This is a genomic window from Erysipelothrix sp. HDW6A (genome assembly GCF_011400295.1).
GTDB lineage: Bacteria > Bacillota_I > Bacilli_A > Erysipelotrichales > Erysipelotrichaceae > Erysipelothrix.
The window spans coordinates 1,964,105-1,977,510 of the sequence record NZ_CP049859.1 but is presented as its reverse complement, the minus strand read 5'-3'; the positions used below and the strand labels follow the sequence as shown (position 1 = coordinate 1,977,510).

General features: G+C 36.5%; 11 protein-coding genes. 8 read left to right on the top strand and 3 right to left on the bottom strand.

The features are described 5' to 3' along the window. The 4 genes from pip (at position 1) to mgtA (ending at position 6,562) form a co-directional block, all read left to right on the top strand. Positions 1–921 carry a prolyl aminopeptidase gene (gene pip, locus G7059_RS10085; RefSeq protein WP_166081974.1) on the top strand — a complete coding sequence of 307 codons (921 nt, stop codon included), beginning with the start codon at positions 1–3 and terminating at the stop codon, positions 919–921. Positions 922–1,083: 162 nt separating this feature from the next. Next, a complete protein-coding gene (locus G7059_RS10080; RefSeq protein ID WP_166081973.1) occupies positions 1,084–2,478 on the top strand; it encodes an MATE family efflux transporter in 1,395 nt (464 codons plus the stop codon). Between the two features lie 162 nt (positions 2,479–2,640). Then, complete coding sequence (locus G7059_RS10075) at positions 2,641–3,825, top strand: saccharopine dehydrogenase family protein (RefSeq protein ID WP_166081972.1); 1,185 nt, start codon at positions 2,641–2,643, stop codon at positions 3,823–3,825. Between the two features lie 100 nt (positions 3,826–3,925). Then, positions 3,926–6,562 carry a magnesium-translocating P-type ATPase gene (gene mgtA, locus G7059_RS10070; RefSeq protein ID WP_166081971.1) on the top strand — a complete coding sequence of 879 codons (2,637 nt, stop codon included), beginning with the start codon at positions 3,926–3,928 and terminating at the stop codon, positions 6,560–6,562. Positions 6,563–6,584: 22 nt separating this feature from the next. Here the strand turns inward: mgtA and G7059_RS10065 are convergent, their stop codons facing one another. Beyond that, entirely contained in the window at positions 6,585–7,739 is a 1,155-nt protein-coding gene (locus G7059_RS10065) for an MFS transporter (protein ID WP_166081970.1), read from the bottom strand. Positions 7,740–7,903: 164 nt separating this feature from the next. Here G7059_RS10065 and G7059_RS10060 point away from each other — a divergent pair, with 164 nt between their 5' ends. Both G7059_RS10060 and G7059_RS10055 read left to right on the top strand, forming a co-directional pair. Further along, positions 7,904–8,371, top strand: coding sequence for a CBS domain-containing protein (locus tag G7059_RS10060; RefSeq protein ID WP_166081969.1), 468 nt, complete (start codon positions 7,904–7,906; stop codon positions 8,369–8,371). Positions 8,372–8,386: 15 nt separating this feature from the next. Next, positions 8,387–9,418: a Gfo/Idh/MocA family oxidoreductase gene (locus G7059_RS10055; protein WP_166081968.1), complete on the top strand. Its 1,032-nt coding sequence runs from the start codon at positions 8,387–8,389 to the stop codon at positions 9,416–9,418. 49 nt (positions 9,419–9,467) lie between these two features. On the opposite strand, the gene G7059_RS10050 is transcribed toward G7059_RS10055, so the two are convergent. Next, positions 9,468–10,757, bottom strand: a complete 1,290-nt coding sequence (locus tag G7059_RS10050; RefSeq protein WP_166081967.1) for a PTS sugar transporter subunit IIC — start codon at positions 10,755–10,757, stop codon at positions 9,468–9,470. Positions 10,758–10,780: 23 nt separating this feature from the next. Then, complete coding sequence (locus G7059_RS10045; protein ID WP_166081966.1) at positions 10,781–11,464, bottom strand: PIG-L deacetylase family protein; 684 nt, start codon at positions 11,462–11,464, stop codon at positions 10,781–10,783. A 219-nt stretch (positions 11,465–11,683) separates the two neighbouring features. On the opposite strand from G7059_RS10045, the gene G7059_RS10040 reads away from it, so the two are divergent. Both G7059_RS10040 and G7059_RS10035 read left to right on the top strand, forming a co-directional pair. Continuing rightward, positions 11,684–12,448: a MurR/RpiR family transcriptional regulator gene (locus tag G7059_RS10040; RefSeq protein ID WP_166081965.1), complete on the top strand. Its 765-nt coding sequence runs from the start codon at positions 11,684–11,686 to the stop codon at positions 12,446–12,448. 12 nt (positions 12,449–12,460) lie between these two features. Continuing rightward, the gene (locus G7059_RS10035) at positions 12,461–13,399 is read left to right on the top strand and encodes a GNAT family N-acetyltransferase (RefSeq protein ID WP_166081964.1); all 939 of its coding nucleotides are present in this window, start codon (positions 12,461–12,463) and stop codon (positions 13,397–13,399) included. The last annotated feature ends 7 nt before the right edge of the window (positions 13,400–13,406 follow it).

Here is a 13,406-nt window from a genome sequence, read left to right as displayed (position 1 = left end):
ATGAACGTAGATACCTATCTAAAAACAGAAGATGGACAAGAATTGGCAATATATACACGTGGAAATCCTGACAAACCAGCAGTAATCTTTTTACATGGTGGTCCGGGAGGCCAAATAAGTGAGAAGTCATTTGATTTCTTTAATTTGAATGAATGGTATGTGATTGCTTTTGACCAACGTGGTTGTGGGGGTTCCAAACCTTTTGCGACATTAATCAATAACACACCTCAGTTTGGAGTTGAAGACATTAATCTGATTCGAAAACACTTCAACATTGAGACATGGACCGTATTTGGAGGAAGCTATGGTTCAACATTAGCACTAGCTTACGCGATTCAATACCCTCAACATGTTGATAATTTAGTGCTAAGAGGAATTTTCCTAGGACGTGAAGAGGACGTTCGCTGGTTATATCAAGAAGGAGCTTCGTACTTTTATCCTCAAGAACACGAACGTTTTAAAGCGATTATTAAAGAGGATAAACGGAATGATCTCGTGCAAGCTTATTATGAGATTTTCACTTCTGATAATGATTCACGAAAACGTGAAGCAGCAAAAGCTTGGGCAGACTGGGAAGGTTCGGTCGTTCTTTTAGTTCCAAATACAACGCTTCATGAAAATGAACTCACGGATGCAGACATAAGTATTGCTACTTTGGAATGTCATTTCTTTGCAAATAAAATGTTCTGGAATGATGACAACTATCTTCTAAACAACATTCAGGCGATTCAAGATATACCAACAACAATAGTCCATGGTCGTTATGACGTAGACTGTCGTTTAAGTGCTGCCCATGCGTTGCATAAGCAACTTAACAACAGTAAGTTAATTATCAGTGAATCAAGTGGTCATAGTCCTTATGAACCTGCATCTTTTGAAGCGTTACAATCAACAATGCGTGAACTTGAGAATTACAAATAAACTATAAATATCATTGATTTCTTGGTAATTTTTTCAATCGTTCATTCTTTATCAAGTAAAATGAGAAAAAGTAGTAAAAAACCGCATAAACATGCGGTCTTTTTCTTGTGTTTTAATTGTGAATTCTATATGATAATCGTATGTCATTTAGGAGGTGCTATTATGCATATTAAAAAGTTTATTGGTGATCGTGATTTTTTTAAGACAACTTTGATCATAGCGATACCATTAATGCTGCAACAATTGATCAGTACATCTGTTAACTTGCTTGATAATCTTATGATTGGACAGTTAGGGGATCACTCTCTTGCTGGAGTAGCAACAGTTAATCGATACTTTTTAATAGCAACGTTTGGCACCAATGGTTTTATCGCTGCTGCATCTGTATTCATGGCTCAATTCCATGGAGCACATGATCATAAACATATGAAGCAAACCTTCCGATTTGCTTTATTAACGTCCTGTATTATTATGTCTACATTTGTAGGGATTGCATTATTATTCCCTGAACATATTATTCGTTTCTTTATTCAGGATGACAAAGTAGTTTCTGAAGGGCTTAAATACATTATAGTTTGTGCTTTAACATTCTTACCAAATATGATTACAATGGCTATTGCAGGTTCAATGAGAGCTACTGGGGATTCAAAACGTCCTCTTATGGCAAGTGTTGTATCCGTGCTTACTAACGCATTCTTCAACTATGGATTAATTTATGGTAATTTCGGTTTCCCTCAATTAGGAGTGCTTGGAGCTGCATTAGGAACACTTATTGCTCGTTTTGTTGAGTTAACAATTATCCTTATGTTCTTAACATTTGGTAACTATGCATTTAAATCAAAAATATCAGAACTCTTTGATATTTCAAAGAGATTAATCAATCATATCTTCGTTAAAGCTTTACCACTTTCAATTAATGAAATTCTTTGGGCAAGTGGAATGGCTCTCTTACTTAAGTTCTATGCAACACGTGGTGCTGATGTTATCTCAGGATACTCAATTGCGACAACTGTCTCAGACTTATTCTTTACGATGAATGCCGGGATGAGTGTTGCAACAACAATTCTTGTATCTCACGCACTTGGTGCAAACAAACTGGATGAAGCACGTGACAACGGATATCATCTTATTGGATTTGGTGTAGTACTCAGCATGTTCTTTGCAGTGTTACTCTTTGGCTCAACTTTTATTCTTCCTTACATTTATTCAGTTTCTGACAGTGCTTTACATACAGCACAAACGTTCTTGCGTATTCAGGCACCACTCTTTAGTATCTATGTCATGAACACCACCTGTTACTTTATATTAAGAGCAGGAGGGGATACGAAATCTACGCTCCTTCTTGACTCCCTATACATGTGGACAGTTAATCTTGTCGCAGTAGGACTTGCAACTCACTTTACAAGCTGGGGAATTATTTCCTTATATATCTTAGGACAATCTACAGATGTTGTGAAACTCTTTATCGCTTATCGCTTTGTAGCTAAGGAAAAATGGTTAAATAACCTCGCTTTAGTCGAAGAAAAAAACGATTTTGAATTAGAATTAGGTGCTTAATTGAAGGACTCGGTATTGTATAATACTGAGTCTTTTTTATCATAGCTCGATGTAATTACACCAATAAAGATAGATACACTCAAGATCACCAAGAATTTGTTAAAAATTTCACATTCAATCACAAGAACTGTGCTACACTATGTATATAGGAGGGAATAATCCATGAAAGTATTAGTACTTGGCGGTGCTGGATCGATGGCAATGGGTGGTGCTAGCTACCTAATGCGTTATCCAGATGTATCTGAAATTGTATTATCTGATATTAATATTGATAAAGTAACAAAAGTTGCTGAAATGCTTAATTCCCCTAAAATCAAAGTTATGGAACTTGATGTCTTAGATCGCGATATGTTAATTGCGACAGCTAAGGAATATGACGTTGTCTTGAATTGTGTTGGTCCATTCACTAAGTTTGGTGTACCAATTCTTGAGGCGATAATAGAAGCAGGTGTTAATTACGTTGACGTGTGTGATGATCACGATGCTGCAGAAGATCTATTAAGACTGGATCAAAAAGCTAAAGATGCAGGAATCAGTGCTCTAATTTGTATGGGTACAACACCTGGTATCAGTAATGTACAGGCACGTGTAGTTTATGACAAACTTGATTCCTGTGATTCGATTAAGATTGCTTGGGCGATTACCAACCCACCAGCAGATATGATTAAAGGTACGTACCTTGAAGCTGCTGCAGAGGGTGGACTCATGTCTGATGCAGCTTGGGAACACTTAATTCATGTTGGTACTGGTCGCATTCCTATTTGGAAAGAAGGTAGATGGGATAGTATCGAAGCTCTTGAACATGGAGAGTGGATTGAATTTGATGAACCATTAGGAAGTGCAGAATCCTATTATATTGGTCACGCAGAACCGATTACATTAGCTAAGAATTTAAAGATTAATGATTTCTGTGCATGTCTTGGCTCCATTATGCCTGAAGTAATGCGTAAGCTAAGACAAGAAGCACGAGGACACAAAGATGCTCTCTATCCACCGATTGCTACTGATAAAAAACCATTTAGAGGAACCGACATTTGGCAAGATCGTGGTGTCTGGGGTGGACAAGCGGCGATTGCCGAAGGTTTAGAAAATGGTGAACATGTTCGCTATACAGCGAGAGTTCAAATGGGTGTTCATGACTCAGCTGCTTATAATAATTCAGGACAAGCAATTGGGGTCTACATGATGGGGAAAGGACAGATTACAGAAAAAGGAGTTGTTGCTCCTGAAACATGTATTGATCCACAACCATTCTTTGAAGAACTCGCTCGTTATTACTCACAAGATGCAGGTAAAACATTTACCATTGATGATGTCTTAATGATTGAAAGAGAAGTTCTCGAATAATCAAATATGGAAGCTTTCGGGCTTCCTTTTTTAATGCATATATCTTTCATTGTTCATGAATAATTTTATAATTAAATTATAGAGATGATGGGGGTATCTCATGGATAATCAAGAGAAATATAGACACGCATCGATGATGGAAAAACATGAGCTCTTAAAGACTTATAATAGTTCAGATAGTGGTATTTCTATGGAACAAGCTCAAGCATCAATTCAGTCGATTGGCCGTAACGTTATTATGAAGAAGAAGACACGATCTATACGTCGACAAATTGCACATTCTTTTATTACACCTTTTACGCTATTATTGTTGAGTTTGTCTGTACTGTCGTTTATTGCTGATTACTTACTTTCTACAGAAAATAAAAACTTAGGATCATCACTTATCATTTTAGGAATGGTACTTTTAAGTGGCGTAATTAATTTTATAGAGTCCTATCAATCCAATAAAGCACTTGAATCCCTAGGTAAATTTATGAAGACTAATGCCAGAGTCTATCGTAATTCTGCTAGCTCACAAATTATTGATAGCTCAGAGTTAACGGTAGGAGATGTCATTGAATTATCATCCGGAGATCTTGTACCAGCTGATATACGAATTCTTGAAAGTAGAGACTTATTTCTATCTACAGCTATATTAACCGGTGAAAGTAATGCCGTGGAGAGAAATGGTAAAGTGGACACTGATGATCATGCATTGTTCGATCGAATGAATTTAGCTTTTTGGGGAGAAACAATCCTGAGTGGTGAAGGTAAAGCTCTTGTGATTAGTATCGGTAACGATACAATTCTAGGAGCCATGGAAGAAAGCATCTCTCATAAACGTCCCCAAACAAGTTTTGAAAAGGGCATTTCATATGTATCCAAACTTTTAATTCGTTTTATGATTGTTATGGTACCTGGAGTATTTCTTTTAAGTGGACTTCACTCAGGAAATTGGTTAGAAGCCTTCTTATTTGCATTATCCGTTGCTGTAGGATTAACACCTGCAATGTTACCAACAGTATTAGCTACAGGTCTTTCAAAAGGAGCTACAAAATTATCCAAGCAAAAAGTCATTGTGAAAGAACTGTCTGCAATACAAAGTCTTGGATCAATTGATACCCTTTGTACTGATAAAACTGGGACACTAACAGAAGATAGAATCACTGTCATGCAGTCACTGGATATTAAGCATCAAGAAAGCGACGAAGTTGTTGAAAAGGCATTCTTAAATAGTTATTATCATACAGGTCTTGTGAATCAAATGGATCAAGCAATTATTGACTATGGGATTCATTTGGCTAAGAGCGACTTACAATCCTATCAGAAAGTGGATGAGATACCATTTGATTTTGAGAGACGGAGAATGAGTGTTGCTGTTAGAGATTCTCTAGGCAATTTAGAATTAATCACAAAAGGTGCAATCGAAGAAATATTGGGTATATGTACACAAGTAAAACTTAACAATGAAACAATCCCAATTGATGACTCAATCCGTGATGATATTCGAAAATATGTTAAAAACCTCGGAGAGTCAGGACTTCGAGTACTGGGAGTAGCTTATAAATCAGATATCCTTGCATCTGAGAAGTTATCATTAAACAATGAGCAAGATATGGTTCTTCTAGGAATTCTTACCTTTCTAGACCCTCCTAAAGCAAGTGCTCAAAAGGCAATACAAGCTCTTGCTAAGTATCATGTCAAAACAAAGATACTCACAGGTGATGATGCCTCAGTTACGAGAGCAGTGTGTGCTAAGGTAGGTATCAATGTTGAAACCATCATTACAGGTAAAGATATTGATACTATGACAGAGGCACAACTTAAGGACTCTATCACAAAGTATGATGTCTTCGCAAAACTTACTCCCCAACAAAAAGCTCTTGTGATTAAAAATCTTAAAGAGCTAGGTCATGCTGTTGGTTATATGGGCGATGGCGTTAACGACGCACTTGCAATGAGAGAATCGGATGTGGCGATATCAGTAGATACAGCAGTAGACATTGCAAAAGATAGTGCTGACATCATTCTTTTGGATAAAGATCTTGATGTTCTCCAACAAGGGATTCTTGAAGGACGCAAGATTTTCACTAACATCGTAAAGTATTTGAAGATGACGATATCAGCGAACTTTGGGAATATGTTTAGTGTGCTTATTGCTTCAATGTTTTTACCCTTTATTCCAATGCTACCAGTCCAACTCTTAGTCCTTAACTTAATTTATGACATAAGCTGTTTAACACTACCTTGGGATAATGTGGATGAAGATTATCTTTTAGAACCACATCACTGGGATGGAAAATCAATAAAGACTTACATGTTATGGCTTGGCCCGACCAGTTCAATCTTTGATATCTTTACTTTTATGATGCTGTTCCTCTGGATTCTTCCACAGTATTTCCAAGGATCCTATACGACTCTAACGAGTTCTCAACAAATACTATTCCAAGGCTTGTTTCATACTGCTTGGTTTCTCCAATCATTATGGAGCCAAAGTCTTATCATCAATCTTATTCGAACTGAAAAGATTCCTTTTATTGAGAGCAAACCATCACATGGAGTACTTATCTCTACATTACTTGGAATCTTAATTGGAAGTATGATCCCTTATACACTTTTCGCAAGCTACTTAGGAATGGTAGAACCTCTCACGAGCTTCTTTATCTTACTTGGATTCAATATGATTTCGTATAGCTTGACAGTATCCTTTGTGAAACGTTGGTATGTAAAACGATATGGTTCACTGTATAACTAAAAAAGACTGTCCTTTGACAGTCTTATTGTTTGAATTCTTTATGGCGTAGGATGAGGTAAAGACAAAGAAGCAGTCCAATAAACTCAAACGCTGCCAGGGCTACATAGATGGAACGTGCATCTAAGAAGATGCTTCCAAGGAATGTAATCGCAAAGGATCCCAATCCAATTGCGACCGTTGTATTAATAGAAATAGCTGAAGCTCTTACTTTCGCTGAGACATTCTCTCCAATTAAATGCATGACACTGGTGAAAGCTGAACCATAACCAACTCCGTGTGTTAAGGTAACTGCAATAATTACCCACTTCACAGGGAAGAAGAAATAAGCTAAGAAACGAATAGTATTTAAAGTAGCTGAAACAGCGAGAATCTTATATGCACCAAACTTTTCGATTAACTTATCTGAGAAAAACATCATGGGAATCTCAGTCCCAGCAGAGATTAGAATCGTAGTACCTAAGAATGTAAGACTTAAGTTTGCATGTTGCGTAATATAGAGACCAAAGAATGTGCCTGTTGCTTGAACTGAACCTAGAATAAAGAAGGAAACAATAATAGTAGCAACATATGGCTTATTCTGAACAAGATTCTTATATATCCCTTTTGATTCAACTGTAACTTCTTCTTCATGATCATCGACATCTTCAATGTCAGGAAATTTAGGTACAAAAATTAAAGGAATAAAGATACATAATGCATAGACCCAAAAGATTATTGTAAGACCAAAACTATCGGTTAGATATCCTGCAACTTGTCCTGCGATGGCATAGCCAAGTGATCCAAAGAGTCGAATTCGTCCGTATGGAATATTCTTAATGTTCGAGTACTGCATTACAAAGTTATCTGATAATGCACCTGGCGAAGACATAAAGAATGAGAAAACTACATAGGATAGAATAACTAAGGCAACGGCCTCATATTGAGCGACTGTTGCGAGTGTAATGCTGGTAATAATTGCGAGAACCATGGCGGTCATCAAGACTTTCTTATGTTGTCGCGTTTTATCACTAATAAAAGCAAAGAAATTTGTTGAGAAAAACGAAATTATAGGAGCAAAAGACATCATCATTGTGACTTGAGAAGCTGTAAGACTTGTCTCAGTTGTAAAGAAAACGGACATAAACGACAGTAAGACTCCCAAGCCAAAGAACATAATCAAATTATATGCATAAACCATAGGCCACCCCTTTATCCTCTTACTAATATCATACACCCTGAAGTCGACTCTAAGTCAAGATAAAGATTTATTATGCAAGTGATTATCATTTCAATTTTGGGAAGTTGTCAGATTTAGAATCTTCTTGATTTTCCATGTTACAATAGAATTACGGAGGCAATATTATGGCTATAATTAATCATATTGATAAACGAACTCATTTTGAATTAAATATTCCTAAATCAAACGCATTTCTACTCCAACCGAAATCTACAATAGGTACAATCGATACCACATCATCAGTAAGACAAGCAATAGAAAAAATGAAACATCATGGATATACTGCCATTCCAGTAGTAACTGAGAATGGTGAATATTACGGTACAATTAGTGAAGGGGATTTCCTTTGGCATCTTGTCGATCGAAATTCTAGTGATCTTAGAAATACCGAAGATGAAACAGTTACAAAAATTATGCGTAAACCGTGGAATCCTCCGGTACGCTTTGATACTCCTTTAGAGGATGTATTGGAAAGGGTCCTGAATCAAAACTTTATTCCGGTTGTTGATGACCGTAATATTTTTATGGGTATTATTACTCGTAAATCTGTATTAGAATATTTACTCTTTGTGTACGATGAAAACAATCGTTAGTTGAAAGGAAAAACTATGACTACTCGTAAACTCTGTATTGGATTTATTGGTAATGGTAAGAGTACCAATCGTTATCATTTGCCGTTTATTCTCAGCCGTTATGAAACAATGTGGGTAAAGAAGATTCAAGCATCTCCACGTTCTCTTAATAATTGGGATCAAATTGAAGGCATTGAATATTGCGATACTACAGAAGATATTTTTAGTGATGAAGATATTGATGTAGTAGTAATATCAACACCTGCTGCAAGTCACTTTGACTATGCTATGCAAGCAATCTTAGCTGGTAAGCACTGTATTGTGGAGAAACCTTTTACAAATACATTAGAAGAAGCTCAAAAGCTCTTTGAGATGGCAGAGAAAAAGGGTGTAATTCTTCAATGTTACCAAAACAGACGTTTTGATAGTGACTTCTTAACAGTCCAAAAAGTTATTGAAAGCTCAAAACTTGGAGATCTCTATGAAGTCGAAATGCACTTTGATTACTATCGACCAGAGACATCAGAAAACTCAAAAGAGTTTAACCCTTATCATTCCTTTGTTTATGGTCATGCATCCCATACTTTAGACCAAGCAATCTCATACTTTGGTATTCCTAAGAATGTGCACTATGATGTTCGTCAGCTCCTAGGAGAAGGAAGAGCAAATGATTACTTTGACTTTGATTTATTTTATGATAATGAGTTAAAGGTGTCTGTTAAGTCTAGCTTCTTTAGAGTGAAATCCCGACCAAGCTTTGTTGCATACGGAAGACGAGGTATCTTCACCAAACAAACTAAAGACCGTCAGGAAGAAGATCTTAAGAAGTTCTACATGCCAAATAATAGTGACTTTGGTATTGACCGTATTGAAGACTATGGAACACTGGCATACTACGAAGAAAATCAATACCATGAAGAACAAATCGTTTCAGAAAAAGGTGACTATGCATATTATTATGATGCACTTTATGAAACAATCATGAATGGTAAAGAGCCACTCGTTACTAAGGAACAAACACTTGAAGTAATGCGTATCATGGAAATGAGTTTAAAACATCTTAAATAGAAAAAAAGACAGTTCGCAAGAACTGTCTTTGAATTTAGTGAGACTAGAATTATTCTAATTCACTAACACTCTCCATATTTATATCTTCATTTTTCTCTAAGATCTTAAAGAATGGATAATAGATTCCAAATGAGACTAACCATCCAAAGAGTACAAAGGCTGCAGCTTCCCATCGGCCACCAGTAGATAGGAATGCTTTAATAGGAGCCGGTGTAATCCATGGAATACTTAATACAGGAGTCGGCAAGAACTTCAGCCATACACCAATTACGGACAGAATCAATAGAACGACGGCGGAAAGAATAAATGGAATTGCCATTAGCGGATTCAGCATAATTGGAAGACCGAAAATTACAGGTTCAGCAATATTGAAGGCACTACCAGGTGCAGATAACACACCCAATCCACGTAGACGTGGTTTCTTCGAAATAATTAATAAGATTACTAATGGAACAACACTTGTCCATACATAGTTATCTAAGAATAATGAAGTATATGTATATGGTAGTGGTGTACCAGCTGCGAATGCTGCTTGGTTTGCAGCTACCATTTGTGTCATAAATGTACCAGTAATCGGTGAGATAGTATTTGATCCGTGGATACCTACTGACCATAAGATACGGTCAATAACAACGATAATCATACTTGTAGCTGGTGAGTCACCAACTTGAAGTAATGGTGTAAAGAGACCTGTGATGATTTGAGCGATATTAATTTTTAATACGCCACCAATTGTCCACCAGAATACTACTACAAAGATTGATGGAATAAGACCAGCAAAGACACTAACAACCATTGGAGGAACGCCTTCTGGCATCTTAATGGTTACTTTTTTACGTAAGAAGAAGCGGAAAATTTCTACAGATACAATCGCTACAAGAATCCCTGTGAAAACTCCATCAGCACCTAAGAATGCTTGAGCAACAGCTTGTACGCCTACAGGTTCTGCACCTTCAGCAACGATGTGTAATGTTTGAACTGGATTCAGTAATAAGAAACATGCAACTGCTAAGATAACTGGTTGTACGATTTCGAGGTTTTCACCACGGTTACGGTTATACCAATCAACTAAAGCATACGATGTTGTGAATACTGTAAATAGACCAATGTAGTTAGTTCCAAGACCAGCAACTTGAGCAATTGTCCAACGGAAATTACCTAAGAACGCTAAGTAAGCTTTATTTGGAAATGATGCAATTAGAAGGAATAATGAACCAATAATTAATAAAGTCATAATTCCAAGACCTGTAAACTGCATTACTTGAACATATTTTAACTGTGAGAAGCGAATTAACGGCGGCGCCATTTTCTCTTCAACAAATTGTGATAATTTATGCATATATACTCCTTAATATTTTTCTATTATTTTCCTATGGTGTAGTCGATAAGTCCAGCATGCATGTATGCTTTTACAAAGTTAGGGCAGCTTGACTCTAAACCACGAACTTTCCCCATAGTTGTGTAGTAAGCTTCGTATGGTACACTGCTTACTTTCCCTCTAAAGAGGTCATAAATACGTAAAGAATTAAACCATGTATCAACATCTTCTTGGCTCATCTCAAGATACTTAGTAGGTACAAATCCAACAAGGTCCTCTAAATTTTCCCCATAAAGAAGATCAATGTCTGCACCTTGTGCTCGTAGACGTTTAACTGCTGCAGTTACTGTTTTATAGGTATAGTAATGACGATCATGCATTGTACCAATATGGTGTGTAATAACAAGATCAGGTTTTTCCTGTTTGAAGTATTCCATCATTTCTTGGATGAACTCTTCCTCACTTGGCATATTACTTGATAGGTAGTCTAAGCGATGTGCATTAACTCCCATACCCTTTGCAACTTCATCAATTTGACGAACAAGCAAATCTAAATAATCTTGTTTCTCTTGTTCTGTAGCACCAGCTACTTGTAGACGACCTGTTGTTACATGAACAAAAGTAGATTTTGCACCAAAGCGATTCATAACAATCGACATTGGGCCTCCCATTAATTCTGCATCCAAGGGGTGCGCACCAACTGTGATAATACGTTTATATTCTTTCATATTTCCTCTCTCTTTCAAAAATTTAAATCATTCATTCTCCTGTCATAAGCACATGCTTAAGCAGATTTTAAGAAACATAACCGGTGTAAGCGTTTCCTAAACCCATTATAATCTGTTAAAACAGAATGTCAACACTTTTTCCCAGAAACTTTGGACCAAAGTGTCTATTGTAATTGAAACTCTTTTTTAGTATGATGGATACAGGAATGAGGTGCATGCATGAATCCTATCCAATTAATGAGAATTAATGAGACCAACTTCACGAAACAAGAAGTTGTGATTATGAATACAATTATTGATAAGATTGAATCTCTTACAAATTTATCACTTGTTGAGTTTGCAGATATTGTTGGTATCTCAAAATCGGCACTCTTGAGATTTTGTCAGAAACTTGGGTATGAGGGTTACAGTCAATTTAAGTATGATGTATCACGTTATGTTGATGAACTCCAATCAGAAGGACTGAAACATCCAAGTCAGAAAACGATCTCTGAAATCTACGCAGAGACGATCTTAGCAATCGATCATGTCGTCAGTGATGACGATATGAATGAACTTTATCTGAAGCTTAAGAACGCTAAGAACGTTAAGATTTTTGCTTATGCAGAAACAGCGATATCTTCACTCTATTTTTCAGAACGCCTTTTAGCTTATGGCTATGATAGTGAGGTTGTCTCACAGGTATTTAATATCCATAAAAAGGCATCAATTATTGATCCTGATGATCTTGTGATTATTATTTCTATCTCAGGAAATACAGCAATTATCGGTGAGGTTATCAACCAATTGGAGGATCGCAATCTAAACACAGTATTAATAACTCAGAATACATTCTCAATGTTTAGAAATCGTGTGAAGCAAAGTATCTTTGTACCTTACTTCACTGATAATAACGATTCAATTAGCTTGGATTCACACGTAATATTATATGCATTTTTCAGTAAATTTATTAACTTTTTAATCAATAAAGAAAAACAACAATAAGGAGATTTAAGTATGTCAATACGACAATTTGAGGGACAAGAAATCTTAGAAGTTATGAACTTATGGAACCAAGAAATGAGTGCCGATGCTCTTGATGTTGAGAGTTTTACAGCATTAGTTCTCGGCGATGATAATTTTGATAAACGCTATGTGTTAACTGCTTATGAAGGTGATGAGTTAGCTGGTTTCATATGGGCAGTTAAACGTAAATATCCTTATCTTGAAAGAGGGATTGAGCCAGAACGTGGTTACATTGTAGCGATGTGTGTTGCTCGTCAGCATCAACGTAAAGGTATTGGTAGTAAACTCTTAAAACATGTTGAAGAAACAATGATTCAAGAGGGAGTAAAGGAAATTACATTAGGTGCATACAGCCCTAATTATCTCTTCCCTGGTGTTGATGTTCATAATTATGCAAACGGAACACCTTTCTTTGAAGCACAGGGTTATAACAAGCGTGGTGAAGCAGTGTCAATGAATCAAACATTGATGCCATTTACTTATCCTGAATATACCTTGAATAAAAAAGCAGAACTTGAAGAGCAAGGCTATCGCTTCTCAAAATTTACATATCAAGATGCAACGGAGTTAACTGATTTTATGATGACAAATTTTGGTTCAGGTTGGACCCGTAACATTCAAGAATCATTTACACGTAAAGATGCTTTAGATACATTGATTGTATGTAAAGATAAAGACGGAGAAATTGTTGGCTACTGTCAAAGAGGTATTGATGGTCATCCTGATCGCTTTGGACCGTTCGGAGTTCGTGAAGATCTACGTAGTTATGGTATCGGTGGAGTACTATTTGATGAAATGCTTCATGATATGGCACAACGAGGTATCCATCATGTTTACTTCTTGTGGACTGGTGGTCGTGCACAACAAATGTATGAACGTCATGGTATGCGTGCCTATAGAACGTATGCATTAATGAGAAAAGCAGTATAAAGTGAGT

What these genes read in the sequence shown, in the direction of transcription:
- G7059_RS10065 (WP_166081970.1), bottom strand. Translation starts at nt 7,739, where the DNA reads ATGGTTTATGCATATAATTTGATTATGTTCTTTGGCTTGGGAGTCTTA.
- G7059_RS10075 (WP_166081972.1), top strand. Translation starts at nt 2,641, where the DNA reads ATGAAAGTATTAGTACTTGGCGGTGCTGGATCGATGGCAATGGGTGGT.
- mgtA (WP_166081971.1), top strand. Translation starts at nt 3,926, where the DNA reads ATGGATAATCAAGAGAAATATAGACACGCATCGATGATGGAAAAACAT.
- G7059_RS10045 (WP_166081966.1), bottom strand. Translation starts at nt 11,464, where the DNA reads ATGAAAGAATATAAACGTATTATCACAGTTGGTGCGCACCCCTTGGAT.
- G7059_RS10040 (WP_166081965.1), top strand. Translation starts at nt 11,684, where the DNA reads ATGAATCCTATCCAATTAATGAGAATTAATGAGACCAACTTCACGAAA.
- G7059_RS10050 (WP_166081967.1), bottom strand. Translation starts at nt 10,757, where the DNA reads ATGCATAAATTATCACAATTTGTTGAAGAGAAAATGGCGCCGCCGTTA.
- G7059_RS10080 (WP_166081973.1), top strand. Translation starts at nt 1,084, where the DNA reads ATGCATATTAAAAAGTTTATTGGTGATCGTGATTTTTTTAAGACAACT.
- G7059_RS10060 (WP_166081969.1), top strand. Translation starts at nt 7,904, where the DNA reads ATGGCTATAATTAATCATATTGATAAACGAACTCATTTTGAATTAAAT.
- G7059_RS10055 (WP_166081968.1), top strand. Translation starts at nt 8,387, where the DNA reads ATGACTACTCGTAAACTCTGTATTGGATTTATTGGTAATGGTAAGAGT.
- G7059_RS10035 (WP_166081964.1), top strand. Translation starts at nt 12,461, where the DNA reads ATGTCAATACGACAATTTGAGGGACAAGAAATCTTAGAAGTTATGAAC.
- pip (WP_166081974.1), top strand. Translation starts at nt 1, where the DNA reads ATGAACGTAGATACCTATCTAAAAACAGAAGATGGACAAGAATTGGCA.